Source organism: Nocardioides acrostichi, from assembly GCF_015319165.1.
GTDB classification, from domain to species: domain Bacteria; phylum Actinomycetota; class Actinomycetes; order Propionibacteriales; family Nocardioidaceae; genus Nocardioides; species Nocardioides acrostichi.
On sequence record NZ_JADIVZ010000001.1, the window covers coordinates 259,287 to 280,430 of the forward strand.

Below are 21,144 nucleotides of genomic sequence, written 5' to 3' on the forward strand. Positions count from 1 at the left end.
TTGCCGGCATCGGCTAGGCATGGGTCATGCGGATCTTCTTCACCGGTGGCAGCGGCAAGGCCGGGCAACACGTGGCGCCCTACCTCGCGGGTCTCGGCCACCAGGTCACCAACGCCGACCTCCAGCCCCTCGGTCACGCCGACGTCGAGGATCTGGCGGTCGACCTCACGGACGCGGGGCAGACCTACTCGGCGATGGCCGGCGCAGCGTCGATGGCCGAGCTCGACCTGCCCGCCCTACCGTCGTACGACGCGGTGGTGCACTTCGCGGCCATCCCGCGGATCCTGCTCCGGCCCGACGCGACGACGTATGCGACCAACGTCCTGAGCACCTACCACGTGCTGGAGGCTGCCACCCGGCTCGGGATCCGCAAGGTCGTGTTCGCCTCCTCGGAGACCACGTACGGCATCTGCTTCGCCCAGGGTGAACGCCGCCCGCTCTACGTCCCGGTCGACGAGGAGCACCCCACGGTCCCCGAGGACTCCTACGCCATGTCGAAGGTCGCCGGCGAGGTCACGGCGCGGGCCTTCCAGGCGCGCACGGGGGCCGACGTCTACGGGTTGCGCATCAACAACGTCATCGAGCCGCACGAGTACGAGCGCGACTTCCCGGCGTACCTGGCCGATGCCTCCCTGCGCCGGCGCAACATCTTCGCCTACATCGACGTGCGCGACCTCGGCCTGATGGTGCGGCGCTGCCTGGAGACCGACGGGCTGGGGTATGAGGTGTTCAACGTCGCCAACGCCGACTCCTCGGTCTCCGACGACGCGGACGAACTCCTCGCGCGCTTCTACGACGACGTCGAGGTGCGTCGTCCGCTGTCGGGGCACGAGACGTTCTACTCCATCGAGAAGGCCCGCTGCATGGTGGGCTTCGAGCCGGAGCACTCCTGGCGCGAGGCGCTGTCGGTCTGACGCCGGCGCACCGGGTGGCACGATGGCCGATGTGAGCGACATGAGCGACGGCCCCCTGGTGCTCGGCATCGAGACCTCGTGCGACGAGACCGGCGTCGGCCTCGTGCGTGGCCAGACCCTGCTGGCGGACGCCGTGGCCAGCAGCGTCGAGGAGCACGCGCGCTTCGGCGGGGTCGTGCCCGAGGTCGCGAGCCGTGCCCACCTCGAGGCGATGGTGCCGACGCTCGAGCGAGCCTGCGAGACCGCCGGCGTCCGGCTGCACGACGTCGACGCGATCGCGGTGACCAACGGCCCCGGCCTCGCCGGTGCCCTGCTGGTCGGTGTGGCCGCCGCGAAGGCTCTGGCGCTGGGCCTGGGCAAGCCGTTGTACGGCGTGAACCATCTCGCCTCGCACGTGGCCGTCGACCAACTCGAGCACGGCGCCCTGCCCGAGCCGTGCATCGCGATGCTCGTCAGTGGGGGGCACTCCAGTCTGCTGCGCGTCTCCGACGTGACCGGTGCGAACGACGGGGTGGTGCCGCTCGGCGCCACCATCGACGACGCCGCGGGCGAGGCCTTCGACAAGGTCGCGCGTGTGCTCGGCCTCCCGTTCCCCGGTGGCCCGCACATCGACCGGGCCGCCCGCGAGGGCACGATCACCATCGACTTCCCGCGCGGACTCACCTCGCGTCGCGACCTCGAGCGGCACCGCTTCGACTTCTCCTTCTCCGGCCTGAAGACGGCCGTGGCCCGATGGGTCGAGGCGCGCCAGGCGACGGGTGAGCCGGTGCCGGTGGTCGACGTGGCGGCGTCGTTCCAGGAGGCGGTGTGCGACGTGCTGGTTCGCAAGGCGCTCGACGCCGCGGCCAGCGAGGGCATCGAGGATCTGCTCATCGGCGGTGGCGTCGCGGCCAACTCGCGACTGCGGGCGATGGCCGAGGAGCGGGCCACTGGCCTGGGCATCCGGGTGCGGGTGCCGCGGCCCGGGCTGTGCACCGACAACGGCGCCATGGTCGCCGCGCTCGGCAGTGAGATGGTGCGCCGCGGCCGCATCCCGTCGTCCCTCGACCTGCCCGCCGACTCCAGCCTGTCGGTCACCGATGTCCTCGCTGGGTGAAACTCGCGGCAGGTCGGTTGAAAACTGGCGGCGGGTCACGCGAAAATTGGCGGCGGGTCACGCGAAAACTGGCGGCGGGTCAGCGATTGACGCGGGGCAGGCTGGGTAGGTTGCGGGCGTGACCGAGAACACCACCCCGCAACCGCCGTCCGACCAGATGTACCTGCCGCGCTTCTTCGTCAAGCAGAAGTTCGCGATGACCACGAACCGCTACGACATCGTCGAGGCGACGCCCGACGGTGGCGAGGGCAAGCTGATGGCGCTGGCCCAGCAGAAGCGGCTGGCCTTCAAGGAGGAGGTCACCTTCTACACCGACGACACCAAGGTGCGTCCGGTGTTCAGCTTCAAGGCCCGCAAGCGCATCGACCTCAACTCCGGCTACGACATCTACGACGAGTCTCGTCAGCAGATCGGCTTCTTCCGCAAGGACTTCGGGGCCAGCCTGTTGCGCTCGACCTTCCACGTGGAGGGCCCGGGCTTCACCGGCACCGGCCAGGAGCGCAGCCAACTGGTGGCGATCCTGCGGCGGTTCACCGACCTGCCGTTCCTCTCGGTGCACTTCGACTTCCTCTCCGCCGAGGGCACGCCGCTGATGAGCGTCGACCGGCAGTTCAAGCTGCGTGACCGCTACACCGTCGAGGTGCCCGACTCCCGGGTCGACTTCCGAGTCGCTGCGGCGATCGCCGTGGGTCTCGACGCCCTGATGCAGCGGTAGTCCACCGGTCTCGCAGCGCCCTGGCCGACCGACCCGCGTCCGCGGTACGGCGAGCCTCTGGGAGGATCCACCCATGCGCGTGCACCTCGGTTCGGACCATGCCGGACTCGACCTGAAGAACCACCTGGTCAGCTGGCTCACCGAGCACGGCTACGAGCCGGTCGACCACGGACCGTTCGTCTTCGACGCGCTCGACGACTACCCGGTCTTCTGCCTGCGCGCGGCTCGGGGAGTGGCCACCGACCGGGCCGCCGGACTCGACTCGCTCGGCGTGGTCGTCGGCGGCTCGGGCAACGGCGAGCAGATGGCGGCCAACAAGGTCGAGGGCATCCGCTGCGCGCTGGTGTGGTCCGAGGCCACCGCGAAGCTGGCTCGCGAGCACAACGACGCCCAGGTGGTGAGCGTGGGCGGCCGCATGCACACCCTCGCGGAGATGACCCACTTCGTCGAGCTGTTCCTGGCCGAGCCGTTCAGCGGCGACGAGCGGCACCTGCGCCGCATCGGCATGCTCGGCGACTACGAGCGCACCCACGAGCTGCCGGCCCTCCCGGAGTCCGCCGTCGGTCTCGGCCCCGACGCGTGACTGTGCGCAGCTGATGCCCGAGGGGCACACCCTCCACCGGCTCGCCCTCGACCTCGGTGACGCCTTCGCGGGTCGGCAGGTGCGGGTCACCAGTCCTCAGGGCCGGTTCGCCGAGTCGGCGGCGCAGATCGACGGCACGGTCGTCACGGCCGCCCAGGCCTGGGGCAAGCACCTCTTCCTCGACCTCTCCGACGGCCACCACGTGCACGTGCACCTGGGGCTGTACGGCACGTGGGCGGTGCACCGTCACGTGCCAGCGGTGCCCGAGCCGGTGGGTCAGGTGCGCATGCGCCTCGTGACCGGCGACGGCGCGGGCACGTTCGCGCTGGCCGACCTGCGCGGCGCCACCGCCTGCGACCTGATCACCACCGAGCAGCGCGACAGCGTCGTCGAACGGCTCGGGCCGGACCCCTTGCGCACGCAGGCCCTGCCGCCGTCCGACCCCGACGCAGCCTGGGCGCGCATCCGTCGCAGCCGGACGTCGATCGCAGCGCTGCTCATGGACCAGTCCGTGCTCGCAGGGGTCGGCAACGTCTACCGCGCGGAGATCCTCTTCCGGCACCGGGTCGACCCCTTCCGGCCGGGGTCGAGCATGCGGATCGGTCGGTGGCAGCAGATGTGGGACGACCTCGTCGTGCTCATGCACGAGGGGGTGCGCACGAACCGTATCGACACCGTGCGCCCCGAGCACACGCCGGAGGCGATGGGGCGTGATCCGCGCCGGGACGACCACGGGGGAGAGGTCTACGTCTACCGCCGCGACGGTCAGCCGTGCCTGGTGTGCGGAGCCCGCGTCCGTACCCGAGAACTCGCCCACCGCAACCTCTTCTGGTGCCCGCGCTGCCAACCCCGTTTCCGGTCGCGGGCCGAGGCGGCGCGCCGACTACGATGAGCGCGGGTCGACCGCGAGGAGGACGAATGAGCGACTCCTCACGTGGGCCGCTGCGCGCCTGGGACCGGATGCTCTCGGGCGACTTGCGCACCCCGCGCCTCATCGGCCTGCTGATGACCCTCTCGGCGTTGATCGTGGCACTCGTCGCGGCGTTCCCCGGCTACACGCCCTTCACCTCCCTGATGGTGCCGCTGCTCATCGGGAGCATGCTTCTCTACCCGCGCCAGCTGCCCTGGTTCGTGAGCTGGATCCTCGGGATGATCCTCATCTCGCTCCTGCTCCAGGACCAGATCACGGTGCGGGTCGCCGGTGCGGCCGGCGTGCAGATGCTGATGTGCGCGATCGTGCTCGCCACGGCGTTTCGTCGCTCCCGCCTGGGCGTGGGCGGCATGACGGGCGAGTCGATGTTCGTCGACCTGCGCGACCGGTTGCTCAGCCAGGGCTCGATCCCCGAGCTGAGACGCCCGTGGCACTGCGAGTCGGCCCTGCGCTCGGCGTCCGGCACCCTCTTCGCCGGGGACTTCGTGGTCGCGACCCTGCTCGAAGACGGACACCGCCTCGAGGTGGTGCTCGTCGACGTCTCGGGCAAGGGCGACGACGCCGGCACCCGAGCGCTCCAGCTCTCCGGCGCCTTCGGCGGCCTGCTCGGCGCGAGCGACTCGGGCGACTTCCTGCGCGCCGCCAACGCCTACCTGCTGCGCCAGGAGTGGGACGAAGGCTTCGCGACCGCCATCCATCTCTCGGTCGACCTGGTGTCGGGTCGCTTCGAGGTGCGGACGGCGGGGCACCCACCCGGCGCCCGCCGCGCGGCAGGCTCGGGGCGGTGGGAGTTGCTGCGCTCCTCAGGGCCGGTGCTCGGATTGATGGCGGACGCCGAGTACCTCGCGGTGGGCGGCGAGTTGCGTCCCGGCGATGCGTTGCTGCTCTACACCGACGGCATGATCGAACGGCCGCGCCGCGACATCGAGCTCGGCCTGGACCGCATGCTGGGGGAGGCCGAGTCGCTGATGAGGGGCCGGTTCGAGGGCTCGGCCCGGCGCTTGGTCGAGGAGCTCGGCAACCGTCAGGACGACCGCGCGATGGTCGTGCTCACGCGCACCTGACACCAGCCCGTTTGGGCCTCGAGCGCCGGTGGTGAGTACAGTTCGGGGGTCCGCGGGGGCTAGCCCCCGGGGCCACGCGGGGCAAGCCCGGCGTGTGGGGATGTAGCTCAATGGTAGAGCCCCAGTCTTCCAAACTGGCTACGCGGGTTCGATTCCCGTCATCCCCTCCAAGAGGCCCTCCGAGCCTGCCCTCGCGCAGGTCCGGGAGACCACTTGGCGGGGCGTAGCGTAGTGGCTAGCGCGCCTGCTTTGGGAGCAGGAGACCGCAGGTTCGAGTCCTGTCGCCCCGACACCCACCGAACCATTCACAGACCCCGAGGAGAACCTACGTGAAGAGCGCCGTCGAGACCTTGACCCCGACCCGGGCCAAGCTGACCGTCGAGGTGCCCTTCGAGGAGCTCAAGCCGAGCCTCGACGCGGCGTACCAGGCCATCGCCCAGCAGATCAACGTGCCCGGCTTCCGTCGCGGCAAGGTGCCGCCGATGGTCATCGACCGTCAGGTCGGCCGCGGTGCGGTGCTCGACCAGGCCATCAACGAGGCGCTGCCGCAGATGTACATCGAGGCCCTGCGCGAGAACGACCTCGAGCCCTTGGCGCAGCCCGAGGTCGAGGTGACCAAGATCGAGGACAACGAGCTCCTCGAGTTCACCGCCGAGGTCGACGTGAAGCCGCAGTTCGACCTGCCCGACTACGAGGGCGTCGCGGCCTCCGTCGAGGATCTCGAGGTCTCCGACGACGACGTCGAGGAGCAGCTCCAGGCCCTGCGCGAGCGCTTCGGAACCCTGCTCGACGTCGAGCGCGCGGCGGCCGACGGCGACTTCGTGACCATCGATCTCGTCGCCCTCCAAGACGGTGAGCCCGTCGAGGGTGCCGAGATCTCGGGTACCTCCTACCAGGTCGGCCGCGGCGGCATGATCGACGGCCTCGACGAGGCGCTCGTCGGCATGGGTGTCGACGAGGAGAAGACGTTCGCCTCGCAGCTGGTCGGCGGCGGCCTCGTCGGCGAGGACGTCGAGGTCAAGGTCAAGGTGACCGGCGTGCAGGAGCAGGAGCTGCCGGAGGTCGACGACGAGTTCGCGCAGATGGCCTCGGAGTTCGACACCGTCGAGGAGCTCAAGGACGACGTGCGCGGCCGGCTCACCAACGGCAAGCGCCTCGAGCAGGCCGCGGCCGCCCGTGACGCCGTACTCGAGACGCTGCTCGACCAGGTCTCGATCCCCCTGCCGGAGACGCTGGTCACCGACGAGCTCAACGGGCGCCGCCAGAACATCGAGCAGCAGCTGATGATGAGCGGCATCACGATGGAGAAGTACCTCGAGGACGAGGGCCAGACCCAAGACGAGTTCGAGGCCGAGCTCGAGCGGCGCGTGCGCGACGCCGTCGCCGCGCAGTTCGTCCTTGACGCCATCGCCAAGAAGGAGGAGCTCGGGGTCGACCAGTCCGAGCTCTCCCAGCACCTCGTGCGGCGCGCCCAGCAGTCCGGGCAGGATCCGCAGGAGTTCGCGAACCACATGTTCGAGCACAACCACATCCCCGACCTGGTGCAGGAGATCCTGCGGGGCAAGGCGCTCGCCCAGATCGTGGAGTCGGCGACGGTCACGGACGCCTCCGGTGCGGTCGTCGACCTCAAGAACCTCCAGCCCGACGGCACCCTGGCGGACCCCGCCGAGGCCTCGGAGGCCGCGGAAGCCGAGGCCACGGCCGACGGCGGGGAGCCTGCGGAGCAGGACTGAGGTCACGTCACGACCGGTAGCCGCTTGGGTGTACATATGTTCACCCAAGCGGCTACGGTGGCGTCATGACCACCACGTCCACCCCCGGGCCGACGATGCTCGACGCCGCCTCCCTCCTGTGCGAGGTGGCCGACGAGCTGGTCGTGCGCAGCGCGCGTGACACGCACACCGCCTGGCTCGACCGCCTCTACGGCGTCCAGCGCACGGTCAGCGGTGCCACCCGCCCGGCTGTGCACGAGTCGCTGCACCGTGGCATCGCCACCGCCGTCTACGCCGGCGTGGGCGGCGGGCTGCGCGCGGCGTCGACGGGGCTCGACAAGCTGGCGGCCACCGGCGTCGGCCCGCACCTGGAGCAGGGGCGTCGGGGGCGCTTCGTCTCCTCGGCCGTCAACGGCCTCATCGGCGACCGACTCCTGCGCGAGCGGCCGCAGATGGCGATCCCGATGGCAGTGCGCCACCACGGCGCCGACGTCGTGCCCGATGGCCCCGGCCTGGCGGAGGCGTTCCCCGACGCCACCGGTCGGCTGGTCGTCTTCCTCCACGGCCTGTGCGAGAACGAGTCGTACTGGAACCACCGGCGCGAGCGGCTCGGCACGACCTACCCCGAAGCCCTGGCCGAGGCCGGCTGGACCCCACTCATGCTGCGGGCCAACACCGGGCTCCCGCTGCGCGAGAACGGCGCGGCCCTGACCGGGCTGCTCCAGCAGGTCGTGGAGTCCTGGCCCGTGCCGGTCGAGCGGATCGCGCTGGTCGGGCACTCCATGGGCGGACTCGTCCTGCGGGCGGCCGGCGCGGTCGCCTCCGACATCGACGAGCCCTGGACGGCGTTGGTCAGCGACGTCGTCTCGCTCGGCACGCCGCACCTCGGCGCTCCCGTGGCCACCGGTGTCGGGCACGGCAGCACCGGGCTCTCCTGGCTGCCCGAGACGGCCGCCTTCGGGCGGATCCTGGAGCAGCGCTCGGCCGGAGTCCGCGATCTCGTGCGCGGCCTGGCCGAGGACGTCCCGCCGCTGCCCCACGCGCGCTATCACCTGGTCGCGGCCACGCTCACGTCCTCGCGCCGTCACCCCGTCGGCGCCACGGTCGGCGACCTCCTCGTCTCGCCGTCCTCCGCCTGGGGCCGCGACCGGCGGGGGCGCGAGCTGTTCCCGGGCGCCGACGTACTGCATGTCGGACGCACCGACCACTTCGGTCTGCTGTGCCATCCCAGGGTGCTCGAGTCGCTGCTCACCTGGCTGGCCTGAGCGATCCCCGCCGAGCCCCCGTCGCTCGTAGCACGGGGGAGGATGAGCCCATGAGTGAGCGAGCCGAGCGCGAGCTGCGCGCCGAGGGACGCACGACGGCCAGTCCTGCGCACGTGTGGGCGGTGCTGTCGGACCTCGACCGGATGCCCGCCTGGAGTCCCGAACTGCTGCGCATGGTGCCGCTGGGGGGCGGCGGGCTGCGCGAGCGGCAGACCTACCTGGGCATCAACCGGCGCAAGGCGGTGGTCTGGCCGACGCGCAACGTCGTGGCCGCGATCGTGCCCGAGCGACTGCTCGTCTGGGACACGCCCAGCAGTGGGGCCCGGTGGATCTGGGAGCTCGTCCCGACCGGCGACGCAGGCACCACGGTCGTGCACCGACGCCCCGTGCCCGCAGGGCTGCCTCTCGCGGCCAGGGTGGTGGCCGGGCTGCTGATGGGCGGCGCCGAAGCCCACGCCGACGAGCTCGAGGAAGGCATGGCCTGCACGGTGGAGCGGATGCTCGCCGCGGTCGTGGCCGGCTGAGCCCGGGCTGGGCGATCGCCGGGCGGCGAAATCTGCTCTCGGCGAACAGAGCCCCTGGCGCCGTGGAACTGTCTGTGGCGGCGGCTAGGGTCTCACGTGTGAACGAGATCTCCAGTCCCGCAGGCGTCGAGGCGTCCATGGGTTCGACCATGGGCGGCGGCGCCGGGCTCAACGTGCTCGACGACCACATCTACCAGCGGCTGCTCCGTGAGCGCATCGTGTTCCTCGGCTCCGAGGTGCGCGACAGCAACGCGAACGCCATCTGCGCCCAGCTGCTGCTGCTCTCGGCCGAGGATCCCGAGGCCGACATCTTCTTGCACATCAACTCGCCGGGCGGCTCGGTCGACGCGGGCATGGCCATCTACGACACGATGAACTACATCCCGAACGATGTCGCCACCGTCGGCATGGGGCTGGCGGCGTCGATGGGTCAGTTCCTGCTGTGCGCCGGCACCAAGGGCAAGCGCTACGCGCTCCCGCACGCGCGGATCATGATGCACCAGCCGTCGTCCGGCATGGGCGGCTCGGCCTCCGACATCAAGATCCAGGCACAGCAGTCGCTGCACATCAAGAAGGTGCTGCTCGACCTGATCGCCGAGCACACCGGCCAGCCGATCGAGCAGGTCATCGCCGACGCCGACCGCGACCGCTGGTTCACCGCCGACCAGGCGCTCGAGTACGGGCTGGTCGACGCGGTCATCCGCAGCAGCCGCGAGGCCGCCGACCAGGGCCGCCCGGCCCACCACGACTGAGAGCCGAGGAGAACGCGCGATGAGCTATTACATCCCGCAGTGGGAGGAGCGCACCTCCTACGGCGTGCGCCGGATCGACCCGTACGCGAAGCTGTTCGAGGAACGCATCATCTACCTCGGCACCCCCATCTCCGACGATGTCGCCAACGCGATCATCGCCCAGTTGCTGTGCCTGCAGTCGATGAACCCCGACCAGGAGATCAGCATCTACATCAACAGTCCCGGCGGCTCGTTCACCGCGCTGACCGCGATCTACGACACGATGAACTTCATCAAGCCCGACGTGCGCACCGTGTGCGTCGGCCAGGCCGCCTCGGCCGCCGCGATCCTGCTGGCCGCCGGCACGGCCGGCAAGCGGATGGCGCTGCCGAACAGCCGCATCCTGATCCACCAGCCCTACACCGAGGGCACCTTCGGCCAGACCTCCGACATCGAGATCCAGGCCAACGAGATCATCCGGATGCGCGAGCTGCTGGAGAAGATGATCTCCGACCACTCGGGCAAGTCGATCGAAGAGGTCAGCCGCGACATCGAGCGCGACAAGATCCTCACCGCCCCGCAGGCGGTCGAGTACGGCCTCATCGACTCGATCTTCGAGTCCCTCAAGACCCCCGCGCTGGCCTGACGCAGCGCGGTCGTTCCACACAACTGCACACGACGATCCGCTGATGCCCTCACGGCCTCGGCACGGTCTCACCGGCGTTGTCACCCCCCATGGGTGGCGCTCGAGGAGTACCGTCATGCGGGTCGCACCCGCCCCCGGCACACGCCGGGCGCGGGCGCACAGAACGTCTAGGGTGGCCGCCTCGGTGGTCGCAGAGGGAGGAAGGCCACGTGGCACGCATCGGTGACGGTGGCGACCTGCTGAAGTGCTCGTTTTGCGGTAAGTCGCAAAAGCAGGTCAAGAAGCTCATCGCAGGTCCGGGTGTCTACATCTGCGACGAGTGCATCGACCTCTGCAACGAGATCATCGAGGAGGAGCTGAACGAAGGCAGCGAGGTCAGCCTCGACGAGCTGCCCAAGCCCCAGGAGATCTTCGAGTTCCTCAACTCCTACGTGATCGGCCAGGAGCAGGCCAAGAAGTCGCTGGCGGTCGCGGTCTACAACCACTACAAGCGGGTGCAGGCCGGCGTCACTGCGCAGGGCGGCAAGCACGCCAAGGACGAAGCGGTCGAGGTCGCCAAGTCCAACATCCTCGTCATCGGACCCACGGGCTGCGGCAAGACCTACCTGGCCCAGACGCTCGCGCGCATGCTCAACGTGCCGTTCGCGATCGCCGACGCCACGGCCCTCACCGAGGCCGGCTACGTCGGCGAGGACGTCGAGAACATCCTGCTCAAGCTGATCCAGGCCGCCGACTACGACGTCAAGAAGGCCGAGACCGGCATCATCTACATCGACGAGATCGACAAGGTGGCGCGCAAGGCCGAGAACCCGTCGATCACCCGCGACGTCTCCGGTGAGGGCGTGCAGCAGGCGCTCCTCAAGATCATCGAGGGCACCACCGCCTCGGTGCCGCCCCAGGGCGGACGCAAGCACCCGCACCAGGAGTTCATCCAGATCGACACCACCAACATCCTCTTCGTGGTGGGCGGTGCGTTCGCGGGGCTCGAGCACATCATCGAGCAGCGGGTGGGCAAGAAGACCCTCGGCTTCACCGCTGAGGTCAAGAGCTCGGCCGAGCGGTCCGAGGAGGATCTGCTCGCCATGGTGCGCCCCGAGGACCTCACCAAGTTCGGACTCATCCCGGAGTTCATCGGTCGGCTGCCGCTCATCGCGAGCGTCGCCAAGCTCGACCGCGAGGCCCTCGTGCAGATCCTCACCGAGCCCCGCAACGCGCTGGTCAAGCAGTACCGCAAGCTCTTCGAGCTCGACGGCGTCGAGCTCGAGTTCAGCGACGACGCGATCGAGGCCATCGCCGACAAGGCGATGGAACGCGGCACGGGTGCGCGCGGGCTGCGCGCGATCATCGAGGAGGTGCTCCTCCACGTGATGTTCGACGTGCCCTCGCGAGGCGACGTGGCCAAGGTGATCATCACCGGCGCGGTGGTCACCGGCGACGAGGCGCCCACGCTGGTGCCACGTGAGGCGGAGTCGAAGAAGCGCAAGTCCGCCTGATCGCGCATACCCCGGGCCGTGTGCCCGGCTTGATCTGACATCTAGACCGATGTCGTGATCATTGCGCGCGGGTGCGCATCGTCGGTCAGAGTTGACCTCCACCTGGAGACGTCTGGGGACGGAGGAATCGTGGCCGTGACGCCATTCGTCGACGAGCGGCACATCACGGTCGAGAAGCGGCTGGCGCTCTCGGCGTTCGTGTTCCTCTCCCTGCTGTGTGTCGCGGTCATCGTCGGCGGGATCCGTTCGGACGTCGTGCCGAGCAGTCTGCTCGCCGGGGTGCAGCGAGCGCTTGCGGGCACGACGAGCACGCCGATGCCCGTCATCGAGCGCGTGACGTGGGTGCCCGGCTCGAACACAGCTCGCCCCGTGGCGCCCTCCCCGTTCGACCTGCCGGCCTCGACCTCGATGGTGACCGGCAACGCGACCGTGAGGGAACAGGCCGCTGCTGTGCTGGGCAAGGCTCCGGTGCGGGCCGCGACGCCCGCTTCGAGCACCGCGAAGTCGGGGAACGGCGCGGGGGCGAGTCACCCCTCCCGGGCCGAGCACGCAGCCGGGTCCGCCGCCGGACACGCAAGCGGCACCACCGGCTCCACCGGCTCCCCGACGCACGGAGGCAGCCACGGTCCGGGCGGTGCCTCTGGACCCGGCTCGCCTGCCGGCCAAGGGCCGCCCTCGCCGGAGCCCCCGGCAGGTCCGGGCCCGGACAAGGCGAAGGGGCAGGGCCCGGGCAAGGCGAAGGGGAGGGGCCCGGGCAAGGCGAAGGGACCGGGTCCGGCCAAGGCGAAAGGGAAGGGGAGCGCCTCCTCCGCCTCGAAGAGCGGCCATACGAAGGGCCACAAGAAGGGCCACAAGCAGGGCCGCGAGAAGGGCCGCGAGAAGGCACCAGGCCCGTAGTCGGCTCCTGAATCGGCATCCCTCGACGGGGTGTGGCACACCGAGACGAGGAGTCTGCGTGAGCTTTTCTGCTCATTGTGGCGATTCGGCCTCAGAATCCGGCCACGTCAGCCACGCTGGTGCCCTAGGGAGTATCTCGGGGGTGACAGATGGTCCAGCGACGTCGGGATTCGCGGGAGTGTCAGTTCGATCGTGAGAAGCGTCTTGCGCTCTCGGCCTTCGTGATCTTGACCCTGCTGTGCGCCTTGGTCGTGGCGAACGGGATCCGGTCCGAGGCCATGCCCGCGACGCTGGTCGCGCGCAGTGACTCAGGCTCTCTGCGGACGCCGTCGCCGCAGGGGCGTGCGTGGCCCTCGGCCACCCGTCCCGCGCTGCCGGCCACGCAGTCCGACCCCGCGCAGGCCGAACGACAAGCAGGATCCTCGAGGCCGGGCGCCGCCACCGGCTCCGCTCGTGAGGGCGGTCGGGCCAGCGAGACCATTACCGTCGCCAACCAGGCGGCCGCGTCGAGCTCCCTGGACGCCATCGCGGCCAGTGCCCTCGCCGGCACCCAGATGCACGTGACGTCGGGCTCGTCGCACGCCTCGGCGCAGACCTCCGCCGCCAGCGCCCAGGCCCAGCACACCGGTGCCGTGACGCTACCGGCCGCACCGCCGGTCTCCGGCTTCTCCGCGGGCACCTCGCCGGGCAGCTCCGGCTCCGCGCCCGGAGGCCCGGGGCAGGGCGACGCCGGCCACGACCACGAGAACGGTGCCCGCGGTGGTCCCGGTGCGAGCGATCAGAGCAACGGTCAACAGCCTGCCCCGGGGGACAATCCCGACGACGACGCCGACCCGGACCGTGGCGAGGCCGATCTGATCCTGCGCGACCCGGAGCTGCCGTCCGTGCCTCTGCTCGATCCGGAGGGCTGATCCGCTGCCTCTCGGCGGTGCGGCAGACCGGGTCAGGCGAGCTCGGCCTCCACGGCCAGCTCGTCGAGGCCACTGTCGGGCTCGAAGGTCAACGTGCCCACGACCCGACCGCTGCGGCGCAGGTCGTCGGCTGCCTTCTCGGCACTGACGACCAGCCTCTCGGGCCCGCGCACCACGACCTGGGCGAGCTCGGCCTTCATGCTGACCTTCGCCTTGGACTTCGCCCCGCGAATGCCGATGAGGGCGGTCGCGACGGCCTCCAGCACTGCCGGCTGCGTCGCCGCGGCCGCACCCAGGTCGAGCTCGGTCGGCCAGGGCGCGCGGTGCACCGAACCCTCCTGCCACCACGACCAGACCTCGTCGGTCACGTAGGGCAGGAACGGGGCCAGCAACCGCAGTTGCACCTGGAGCGCGATGGCGAGCGCAGCGCGCGCCGACTCCGTGGCCGGCCCACCGGCCTCGTCGTAGGCGCGCTCCTTGACCAGCTCGAGGTAGTCGTCGCAGAACTCCCAGAAGAAGCGCTCGGTCACCTCGAGAGCAGAGGTGTAGTCGTAGTCGTCGAACGCCGCCGTCGCCTCGCGGACGACGAGGGCCAGGCGTCCGAGGAGGGCGCAGTCGACGGGCTCGGAGACGGCGAAGGTGTCCAGGCGGGTGGCGCCCACGCTGCCGAGCACGAACTTCGAGGCGTTGAGCACCTTCATCGCCAGGCGCCTGCCGACCTTCATCTGGGACTCGTCGAAGGGCGAGTCCATGCCGGGGCGCACGCACGCGGCGCGCCAGCGCACGGCGTCTGCGCCGTACTTGTCGAGGATCTCGGTCGGCACGACCACGTTGCCCTTCGACTTCGACATCTTCTTGCGGTCGGGGTCGAGGATCCAGCCCGAGAGCATGGCGTGGCTCCACGGCGTGACGCCCTGCTCGTAGTGAGCGCGCACGACACGAGAGAACAGCCAGGTGCGGATGATCTCGTGCGCCTGGGTGCAGAGGTCCATCGGGAACACGCGGCCGAAGAGGTCGTCGTCGATGCTCCACTGGCCGGCGATCTGGGGGGTGAGCGACGACGTCGCCCAGGTGTCCATCACATCGGGGTCGCCCACGAAGCCCCCGGGGACGCCGCGCTGGGACTCGTCCATGCCGCGCGGGGTGTCGGTCGAGGGATCGACCGGCAGCTCGGCGTCCGAGGGCACCAGGGGGTGGGCGTAGTCGGGCTCGCCCTCGTCGTCGAGGGGGTACCAGACCGGGAAGGGGATACCGAAGAACCGTTGGCGGGAGATCAGCCAGTCGCCGGTGAGACCGCTGACCCAGTTGTCGTAGCGGTGCCGCATGTGGGCAGGCAACCAGGTGATCTCGCGGCCGTGGTCGAGCATCTGCGTGCGCAGGCCCGCGTCGCGGCCGCCGTTGCGGATGTACCACTGGCGGGTCGAGACGATCTCGAGCGGCTTGTCGCCGCGCTCGTAGAAGTTCGCCATGCGCGTGGTGGGCGTCGGCTCGCCGTCGAGGTCGCCGCTCTCGCGCAGCATCGAGACCATCTCCTCGCGCGCGGAGAAGATCGTCTTGCCGGCCAGGCGCTGGTAACTCTCGTCGGCCGCCTGGAGCCACGGCGGGGTGTCGCGGGTCAGTCGGCCGTCGCGGCCCACCACCGTGCGCACGGGCAGGTCGAGCTCGCGCCACCAGGTGACGTCGGTGAGGTCGCCGAACGTGCAGCACATGACCAGGCCGGAGCCCTTGTCCATCTCGGCGGCGGCGTGCGCCACGACCGGAACCTCCACGCCGAAGACCGGCGACGTCACCGTGGTGCCGAACAGCGGCTGGTAGCGCTCGTCGTCGGGGTGGGCGATGAGCGCGACAACGCTCGGGATGAGCTCGGGCCGCGTGGTCTCGACGTGCACCAGGCTGCCGTCGGGCCGGTGATACCCGACGCGGTGGTAGTGACCGGGGTACTCACGCGCCTCGATCTCCGCCTGGGCCACGGCCGTGCGGTCGGTGACGTCCCAGACCGTCGGGGCCTCCGCGAGGTAGGCCTCGCCGCGGGCGAAGTTGCGCAGGAAGGCGCGCTGGCTGATCTCGCGTGCCCGGGAGCCCGCGGTGGTGTAGGTCTGGGTCCAGTCGACGGAGAGACCGAGCACCCGCCACAGCTCCTCGAAGACCTTCTCGTCCTCGACCACGAGCTCCTCGCACAGCTCGACGAAGTTCGGCCGGCTGATCGGCAGCTGCCTCTTCGGGTCCGGCTTCTCCGGGGGGGTGAAGGCGGGGTCGTAGGGGAGGGAGGGGTCGCAGCGCACGCCGTAGTAGTTCTGCACCCGGCGCTCGGTCGGCAGGCCGTTGTCGTCCCAGCCCATCGGGTAGAAGACCGACTTGCCGCGCATCCGGTGGTAGCGGGCGACGAGGTCGGTGTGGGTGTAGGAGAAGACGTGGCCCACGTGCAGGCTGCCGCTCACCGTCGGCGGTGGGGTGTCGATGGCGAAGACGTTCTCCCGCGGCTGGGTGCGGTCGAAGGCGTACGTCGCGTCGGCCGCCCAGCGGGCCGACCACTTCTCCTCGAGGCCTTCCAGCGCGGCCTTGTCCGGTACGACGACGGCGGGCGTGGTGCCGGTCGTCGTGTCGGTGGGCGGCGTGGGGCTCTGGGTCATGGTCTCGATCCTAGGTTGGGCCGTCCGCCCCGGCCGAACCGGTTCTCGAGCAGCGCTGTCGCCCCCTCGTCGGGGGGACAGTCCTGCGAACCTGCTGTGAGACTGCGCACAGACCTCTACAGTCACAGGAGGACCATCGTGCGGGTGGTCTTGACCAGTCCCGCCCTACGGCCGCGCTTTTACTACAGTCGTCGGGCGCAAGCTCACGGGGGAGAGGCGATGCACGTGCAGGTTCGCGACGCCGCCAGAACAGGGTGTGACGTGCAGGGTGTTCCTGCCGTCACGCAGGCGCGCGAGCGCTTCGGTGCCCGCTACCTCGACCACGTGTTCACGGCCCACGAGCAACAGACCTGCCGGGCCCGCGGCGCCGGCTGCGACGCCTCGCTCGCGGCGCGCTTCGCCGCCAAGGAGGCGGTGCTCAAGCTCCTCGGTGCCCCCGACGAGATCGCGCTGCGCGAGATCGAGGTCCGCAGCGACGACCGCGGTGCACCGACCGTCCGGTTGCACGGTGCCGCGCTCGCCGCGGCGAGGACGCTCGACGTGCGCGACCGCGACATCGCCCTCAGCCTCAGCCACGATGCCGAGGTCGCGATGGCGACCGCGGTGACGGGCGCTCTCCTCCCAGTGCGCGCTCCCGCGCGCACCTCCCACGATCCGCACGGACGGATCTCGACTCTGCAAGGAGCCACCGCATGAGTACGTCGACCGACCAGCTCGACTCCGCTGTCGAGGAGGAGGTGCGCCGGGTGCTGGTCGAGTTCGGCAAGCTCTCCGTCGACGCGACCACCCCGGACTCGCTGCCCAGTGACGCCAGCCTCTGGTCGCACGGTCTCACCTCGCACGCCTCGGTGACGGTGATGCTCGGATGCGAGGACGCCTTCGACGTCGAGTTCCCGCAGCGGCTGCTCACCAAGCAGACCTTCTCGTCGGTCGCCTCGATCGTGGCGGCCGTCCGCGAGGTGCAGGAGTGAGCGCGCTCGTCGCGACCGAGGCGTCGACCCCGACCGAGCTGCGCGACCTCGCTCGCACCATCGGGCGCGACGTCGCCGCGGTGCATGCCGCCGACGTCGACCGGCAGGCCCGGTTCCCGAAGGAGACCATCGACGCGCTGCGTGAGGCCCGGCTGCTCGGCGCGCTGGTGCCGGTGGAGCTCGGCGGCCTCGGCCACGACGTACGGCAGATGGCGGCCGTCGTGCGCGAGCTCGGTCGCCACTGCGCGTCGTCGGCCATGATCCTGGCGATGCACGACAGCCAGGCGGCCTGTCTGACCCGCCACGGCGACACCGAGCCGTTACGGGCCTTCCAGCGCCGGATGGCCACCGAGCAGCTGCTCATCGCCTCGGCGACCACCGAGATCGGCATCGGCGGCAACACCCGCTCCTCCTCGTGTGCCGTCGAGCGCAGCGGCGGGAGGTTCACGCTCACCAAGCAGGCGCCCGTCATCTCCTACGGCGAGTACGCCGACGCCGTGCTGGTCACCGCGCGCCGGGCCGACGACGCGGCCGACTCCGACCAGGTGCTCGTGGTCTGCGAGCGCAGCGACGACTCCACCCTCGGGCTCGAGCCGATCTCGGGCTGGGACACCCTGGGCTTCCGCGGCACCTGCTCGCGCGGGTTCACCCTCACCGCCACCGGCCCCGAGTCGTCGGTGTGCGAGGTGCCCTTCGGCGACATCTCGGCCGCGACCATGCTGCCGGTCTCGCACCTGCTGTGGTCGTCGCTGTGGCGGGGGCTCGCCGACGAGGCAGCCGACCGGGCCCGCCGCTTCGTGCAGAAGGCCGCGCGTCGCGACCTCAGCACGATCCCGCCGGGGGCGCAGCGCCTGGCCGAGCTCCAGGTCGAGCTCCAACAGCTCGGGGCCTCCGTGGAGCACCTGCTCGGTCGCTACACGGCAGTGCAGGACGATCCCGAGGCCACGTCGTCGCTCGACTTCATGATCTCGATCAACACCTTGAAGGTGAATGCGTCGACCGCCGTGGTCGACGTCCTCAACCGGGCCATAATCATCTGCGGCATCGCGGGCTACCGCGAGGACTCCGAGTTCAGTCTGGGCCGGCTGCTGCGCGATGCGCACGGCGCGGCCGTCATGGTCAACAACGACCGGATCATGGGCAACACCGCCCGACTCACGTTGATGCTGCGGGGGGAGCAGTGATGACGAGCCCGACCACCGAGACTGCCGGGAGCCCGAGAGCCCCGGGCACCTGCTATGCCGACGCCGCCGCGTTCCGCTCCGCCCTGCTCGACGCCGGGCTGCTCGTGCCGACAGCTGCCACGGGTCTCTACCAGCGCTCCGGCGACTTCGAGGACGCCGTCCGGGCCGTCGAGGCCTGGGCCGGATCGCTTCGGCTCGACGCCTACCCGCGCCGCTCGCTGCCGCCGATCCTGCCGCGGGCGGACTTCCTCCAGACCGACTACCTGCGCTCGTTCCCCGACCTGGCCGGCATCGTCAGTGTGTTCACCGGGGGCGACGCCGAGCACCGGGCACTGCTGGAGGATCTCGACGCCGGTGGCAACGGGTCCACCGTGCTCGAGCCCGCCGAGACGGTGCTCAGCTCCGCGGTGTGCCACTCCGTCTACCCGACCCTCGACCCGGCCATCCCCGACGAGGGCCTCCGCCTGGAGGCCAGCGGATTCGCCTTCCGGCACGAGCCGAGCCTGGACCCGGTGCGCATGCAGTCGTTCCGGATGCTCGAGCACGTGTGCGTCGGCACCCCGGCGCAGGCCGAGGCGCACCGTGACGTCTGGCTGCCGCGGATGGCCGAGGGGCTGGGGTCGCTCGGGCTCGACGTGCGCATCGAGGCCGCCAACGACCCGTTCTTCGGTCGGGTCGGCCGGATGCTGGCGGCGAACCAGCAGCAGGCCTCGCTCAAGCACGAGCTCGTCGTCGACATCCACGACGAGAAGCCGACCGCGATCGGCTCGACCAACTACCACGAGGACCACTTCAGCGTGCTCTTCGACCTCACGACTCCCGACGGGAATCTCGCGCACTCCGGGTGTGCCGCCTTCGGTCTGGAGCGGATCGCGTTGGCGCTGCTGTCCCGGCACGGGCTCGAGCCGGGGCATTGGCCCACCGAGGTGCGCCGGGAGCTCGGCTGATGGGCCCGGCGACCACAGCCCAGGCCGGCTCCACGGAGGTGGGCGGGAGCGAACCGATGCACCGAGAGGCGATGATGCCCGCCCTGCGCGCCGCGGCCTCCGTGCGCTACCCCGTGCCCGGCGGGAAGGACGGCGACGCGGCCCCGGCGACGGTGCCCACCCATCAGCAGGTCTGGTTCGGTGAGTCCGGCCGACCCTGGTACGGCTGGCTCTCGCTGCCGGCGAGGGGCCAGATGCGTGCGGCGGTCGTGCTGTGCTCGCCGATGGGCGAGGAGGGACGTTCGTCGCACCGCACGTTCCGTCGCCTCGCGGAGTCGCTGGCCGAGGCCGGCATCGCGTCCCTTCGGTTCGACTACGACGGCACCGGCGACTCCGCCGGTCAGATGACCGACCCCGACCGGGTGCGGGGGTGGCTCGACACGGTGGTCGCCGCGCGCGACTACCTCGCCGACCTCGGCGTCACCGAGGTCTCGGCGGTCGGGATGCGCCTCGGTGCGACGATCGCGGCCCGTGCCGCCGCCGAGCACGCCGACACCGGCGCGCCGCTGTTCGAGCACTTCGTCTTGTGGGATCCCTGCGTCAGCGGCAAGGCGTTCCTGCGGCAGGGAGAGGCTCTCTACGGGTTCGGCGAGGAGGGCCGCTCGCCGCAGGACGGCCTGCGGCACACTCCGGGGTTCCAGTACACCGAGGACACCGCCCGCGAGATGCGGAGCCTGGATCTCTCGCGGCTGGCCGTCGACGCCCCGCTGCTCGGCGGGCGCGCGCTGGTGCTGCTGCGTGACGACCGCCCCCTCCAGCCCGGCATGGGTCGCGCCCTCGACCTGCTCGAAGCCGCCGTGCACGGTGCCGTGGACCGCCTGGACGCTCTCGACCAGGCCGACCTGCTCGAGACCCCGCCCAGTGACTGCGTGGTGCCGGAGCGGAGCCTGGCCGACGTCGTGACCTGGCTCTCCGACCACAGCGGCACCGAGCGCACCGTGGTCGCCGCCCCCGAGCCCGACCGCGGGGTCGTGATCTCCCGGCCGGGGCGCGGCGACGTGATCGAGCAGTCGACGCTGCTCGGCGCGGGCGAGGGGCGTCCCGGGCTGTACGGCGTCGTGAGCGAACCCGTGGTGGTGCCGGAGAGCGACGGGCCGCGCCCCTGGGTCGTGCTGGTGAACGTGACGGTGGAGCACCACATCGGTCCGGGGCGGCAGTGGGTCGAGCTGGCCCGCGACTGGGCCTCGCGCGGGTTCCGCGTCGTCCGGCTCGATCAGTCCGGTGTGGGCGACGGTCCCTCGCGGGTCGACCTCTCAGACGACATCAACTTCGACGAGAGCTGGCTCGACGACGTGCCGGCCGCCGTGCGCGAGCTCGGGGCCGACGGTTCGCCGGTCGCGATGATGGGCCTCTGCTCGGGCGTCTACTCCGCCCTCGAGGCGGCGGTGCGCTCCGAGGTCGACGCGATCTACGGCGTCAACCTGCGCCTGACCCTCTACGAGGCCGCGCGCGGCACCTCGGCCTACTCCAAGCAGCGCCGCGCCGCGATCGTGCCGCCGCGACCGATCGCCCGGCTCGCGGCCCGGCACCGGGTTCTCGCCGGTGGCATCTGGCGGCTCTACCGGCAGTTCGCCTTCTGGAACGCGCCGGCGGCCGTGCTGTGGCGGGTGGCCCGCCGCGGCACCCACATCGAGGCCGTGGCGAACCCTCAGGACGCCCGGCACTTCCGCGAGGTGCTGGTCTGGCTGCCGTGCATGTGGTGGCTCCGGGCGCGCGGCCGGGTGCGGCTGGCTGCCTCGCGCAACGTCGACCACGCCATGCTGGCCCGGCGGGCCCAGCTCGAGGTGCGGCACCGGATGACGCGCTTCCTGCTGCGCCGCTACCCCACCCGCGCCGGCCACCTGCTGCCGCCGTCCTGACCCGCGAGGGGTCGCGAATCGTCCCTCGAGGG

Annotated in this window: 20 protein-coding genes and 2 tRNA genes; 21 read left to right on the plus strand and 1 reads right to left on the minus strand. The window is 70.9% G+C overall.

What is annotated here, in order from left to right:
• Positions 1 to 26: 26 nt before the first annotated feature.
• The 16 genes from ISG29_RS01220 to ISG29_RS01295 all read left to right on the plus strand — a co-directional run bounded on the left by ISG29_RS01220 (position 27) and on the right by ISG29_RS01295 (position 13,482).
• Positions 27 to 914, plus strand: coding sequence for an NAD-dependent epimerase/dehydratase family protein (locus ISG29_RS01220; RefSeq protein WP_194501541.1), 888 nt, complete (start codon positions 27 to 29; stop codon positions 912 to 914).
• Between the two features lie 40 nt (positions 915 to 954).
• On the plus strand, positions 955 to 2,010 hold the full coding sequence (gene tsaD, locus ISG29_RS01225; RefSeq protein WP_194501542.1) for a tRNA (adenosine(37)-N6)-threonylcarbamoyltransferase complex transferase subunit TsaD: 1,056 nt from the start codon (positions 955 to 957) through the stop codon (positions 2,008 to 2,010).
• Positions 2,011 to 2,128: 118 nt separating this feature from the next.
• On the plus strand, positions 2,129 to 2,725 hold the full coding sequence (locus ISG29_RS01230; protein WP_328827476.1) for an LURP-one-related/scramblase family protein: 597 nt from the start codon (positions 2,129 to 2,131) through the stop codon (positions 2,723 to 2,725).
• Between the two features lie 73 nt (positions 2,726 to 2,798).
• Positions 2,799 to 3,308: a ribose-5-phosphate isomerase gene (locus ISG29_RS01235; protein ID WP_194501543.1), complete on the plus strand. Its 510-nt coding sequence runs from the start codon at positions 2,799 to 2,801 to the stop codon at positions 3,306 to 3,308.
• Between the two features lie 13 nt (positions 3,309 to 3,321).
• Positions 3,322 to 4,200, plus strand: coding sequence for an Fpg/Nei family DNA glycosylase (locus ISG29_RS01240; RefSeq protein ID WP_194501544.1), 879 nt, complete (start codon positions 3,322 to 3,324; stop codon positions 4,198 to 4,200).
• Positions 4,201 to 4,226: 26 nt separating this feature from the next.
• Positions 4,227 to 5,303, plus strand: a complete 1,077-nt coding sequence (locus ISG29_RS01245; RefSeq protein ID WP_194501545.1) for a PP2C family protein-serine/threonine phosphatase — start codon at positions 4,227 to 4,229, stop codon at positions 5,301 to 5,303.
• Positions 5,304 to 5,399: 96 nt separating this feature from the next.
• Positions 5,400 to 5,473, plus strand: a tRNA-Gly gene (locus tag ISG29_RS01250).
• A gap of 47 nt (positions 5,474 to 5,520) precedes the next feature.
• Positions 5,521 to 5,593: transfer RNA gene (locus tag ISG29_RS01255), tRNA-Pro, on the plus strand.
• Between the two features lie 39 nt (positions 5,594 to 5,632).
• Complete coding sequence (gene tig / locus ISG29_RS01260; protein ID WP_194501546.1) at positions 5,633 to 7,036, plus strand: trigger factor; 1,404 nt, start codon at positions 5,633 to 5,635, stop codon at positions 7,034 to 7,036.
• A 65-nt stretch (positions 7,037 to 7,101) separates the two neighbouring features.
• Positions 7,102 to 8,280, plus strand: coding sequence for an esterase/lipase family protein (locus ISG29_RS01265; RefSeq protein WP_194501547.1), 1,179 nt, complete (start codon positions 7,102 to 7,104; stop codon positions 8,278 to 8,280).
• A gap of 50 nt (positions 8,281 to 8,330) precedes the next feature.
• On the plus strand, positions 8,331 to 8,804 hold the full coding sequence (locus ISG29_RS01270; RefSeq protein WP_194501548.1) for an SRPBCC family protein: 474 nt from the start codon (positions 8,331 to 8,333) through the stop codon (positions 8,802 to 8,804).
• 149 nt (positions 8,805 to 8,953) lie between these two features.
• Entirely contained in the window at positions 8,954 to 9,556 is a 603-nt protein-coding gene (locus ISG29_RS01275) for an ATP-dependent Clp protease proteolytic subunit (RefSeq protein ID WP_407940151.1), read from the plus strand.
• Positions 9,557 to 9,575: 19 nt separating this feature from the next.
• The gene (locus tag ISG29_RS01280; RefSeq protein ID WP_194501549.1) at positions 9,576 to 10,181 is read left to right on the plus strand and encodes an ATP-dependent Clp protease proteolytic subunit; all 606 of its coding nucleotides are present in this window, start codon (positions 9,576 to 9,578) and stop codon (positions 10,179 to 10,181) included.
• Between the two features lie 209 nt (positions 10,182 to 10,390).
• Entirely contained in the window at positions 10,391 to 11,674 is a 1,284-nt protein-coding gene (gene clpX, locus ISG29_RS01285; RefSeq protein ID WP_194501550.1) for an ATP-dependent Clp protease ATP-binding subunit ClpX, read from the plus strand.
• Positions 11,675 to 11,809: 135 nt separating this feature from the next.
• Positions 11,810 to 12,571 (plus strand): hypothetical protein, encoded by a 762-nt coding sequence (locus ISG29_RS01290; RefSeq protein WP_194501551.1) that lies wholly within the window; start codon positions 11,810 to 11,812, stop codon positions 12,569 to 12,571.
• A 221-nt stretch (positions 12,572 to 12,792) separates the two neighbouring features.
• Positions 12,793 to 13,482 carry a hypothetical protein gene (locus tag ISG29_RS01295; RefSeq protein WP_194501552.1) on the plus strand — a complete coding sequence of 230 codons (690 nt, stop codon included), beginning with the start codon at positions 12,793 to 12,795 and terminating at the stop codon, positions 13,480 to 13,482.
• A 32-nt stretch (positions 13,483 to 13,514) separates the two neighbouring features.
• Here the strand turns inward: ISG29_RS01295 and valS are convergent, their stop codons facing one another.
• A complete protein-coding gene (gene valS, locus ISG29_RS01300; protein WP_194501553.1) occupies positions 13,515 to 16,112 on the minus strand; it encodes a valine--tRNA ligase in 2,598 nt (865 codons plus the stop codon).
• A 219-nt stretch (positions 16,113 to 16,331) separates the two neighbouring features.
• Between valS and ISG29_RS01305 the strand changes: the two genes are divergently transcribed.
• From ISG29_RS01305 to ISG29_RS01325, 5 genes are read left to right on the plus strand one after another with little or no spacing between them, the layout of a single operon-like run.
• Positions 16,332 to 16,808, plus strand: coding sequence for a holo-ACP synthase (locus tag ISG29_RS01305; RefSeq protein ID WP_194501554.1), 477 nt, complete (start codon positions 16,332 to 16,334; stop codon positions 16,806 to 16,808).
• Positions 16,805 to 17,083 carry an acyl carrier protein gene (locus tag ISG29_RS01310; RefSeq protein ID WP_194501555.1) on the plus strand — a complete coding sequence of 93 codons (279 nt, stop codon included), beginning with the start codon at positions 16,805 to 16,807 and terminating at the stop codon, positions 17,081 to 17,083. The genes ISG29_RS01305 and ISG29_RS01310 overlap by 4 nt, the downstream gene beginning before the upstream one ends.
• Positions 17,080 to 18,267, plus strand: a complete 1,188-nt coding sequence (locus ISG29_RS01315; RefSeq protein WP_207792630.1) for an acyl-CoA dehydrogenase family protein — start codon at positions 17,080 to 17,082, stop codon at positions 18,265 to 18,267. The genes ISG29_RS01310 and ISG29_RS01315 overlap by 4 nt, the downstream gene beginning before the upstream one ends.
• The gene (locus tag ISG29_RS01320; protein WP_207792631.1) at positions 18,267 to 19,214 is read left to right on the plus strand and encodes a class-II aminoacyl-tRNA synthetase family protein; all 948 of its coding nucleotides are present in this window, start codon (positions 18,267 to 18,269) and stop codon (positions 19,212 to 19,214) included. Before ISG29_RS01315 ends, ISG29_RS01320 begins: the two co-directional genes overlap by 1 nt.
• A 56-nt stretch (positions 19,215 to 19,270) precedes the next feature.
• On the plus strand, positions 19,271 to 21,112 hold the full coding sequence (locus ISG29_RS01325; RefSeq protein WP_194501557.1) for a serine aminopeptidase domain-containing protein: 1,842 nt from the start codon (positions 19,271 to 19,273) through the stop codon (positions 21,110 to 21,112).
• Positions 21,113 to 21,144: the final 32 nt, after the last annotated feature.

What these genes read in the sequence shown, in the direction of transcription:
- ISG29_RS01220 (WP_194501541.1), top strand. Translation starts at nt 27, where the DNA reads ATGCGGATCTTCTTCACCGGTGGCAGCGGCAAGGCCGGGCAACACGTG.
- tsaD (WP_194501542.1), top strand. Translation starts at nt 955, where the DNA reads ATGAGCGACGGCCCCCTGGTGCTCGGCATCGAGACCTCGTGCGACGAG.
- ISG29_RS01235 (WP_194501543.1), top strand. Translation starts at nt 2,799, where the DNA reads ATGCGCGTGCACCTCGGTTCGGACCATGCCGGACTCGACCTGAAGAAC.
- ISG29_RS01240 (WP_194501544.1), top strand. Translation starts at nt 3,322, where the DNA reads ATGCCCGAGGGGCACACCCTCCACCGGCTCGCCCTCGACCTCGGTGAC.
- ISG29_RS01245 (WP_194501545.1), top strand. Translation starts at nt 4,227, where the DNA reads ATGAGCGACTCCTCACGTGGGCCGCTGCGCGCCTGGGACCGGATGCTC.
- ISG29_RS01265 (WP_194501547.1), top strand. Translation starts at nt 7,102, where the DNA reads ATGACCACCACGTCCACCCCCGGGCCGACGATGCTCGACGCCGCCTCC.
- ISG29_RS01270 (WP_194501548.1), top strand. Translation starts at nt 8,331, where the DNA reads ATGAGTGAGCGAGCCGAGCGCGAGCTGCGCGCCGAGGGACGCACGACG.
- ISG29_RS01275 (WP_407940151.1), top strand. Translation starts at nt 8,954, where the DNA reads ATGGGCGGCGGCGCCGGGCTCAACGTGCTCGACGACCACATCTACCAG.
- ISG29_RS01280 (WP_194501549.1), top strand. Translation starts at nt 9,576, where the DNA reads ATGAGCTATTACATCCCGCAGTGGGAGGAGCGCACCTCCTACGGCGTG.
- valS (WP_194501553.1), bottom strand. Translation starts at nt 16,112, where the DNA reads ATGACCCAGAGCCCCACGCCGCCCACCGACACGACGACCGGCACCACG.
- ISG29_RS01305 (WP_194501554.1), top strand. Translation starts at nt 16,332, where the DNA reads ATGCACGTGCAGGTTCGCGACGCCGCCAGAACAGGGTGTGACGTGCAG.
- ISG29_RS01310 (WP_194501555.1), top strand. Translation starts at nt 16,805, where the DNA reads ATGAGTACGTCGACCGACCAGCTCGACTCCGCTGTCGAGGAGGAGGTG.
- ISG29_RS01320 (WP_207792631.1), top strand. Translation starts at nt 18,267, where the DNA reads ATGACGAGCCCGACCACCGAGACTGCCGGGAGCCCGAGAGCCCCGGGC.
- ISG29_RS01325 (WP_194501557.1), top strand. Translation starts at nt 19,271, where the DNA reads ATGCACCGAGAGGCGATGATGCCCGCCCTGCGCGCCGCGGCCTCCGTG.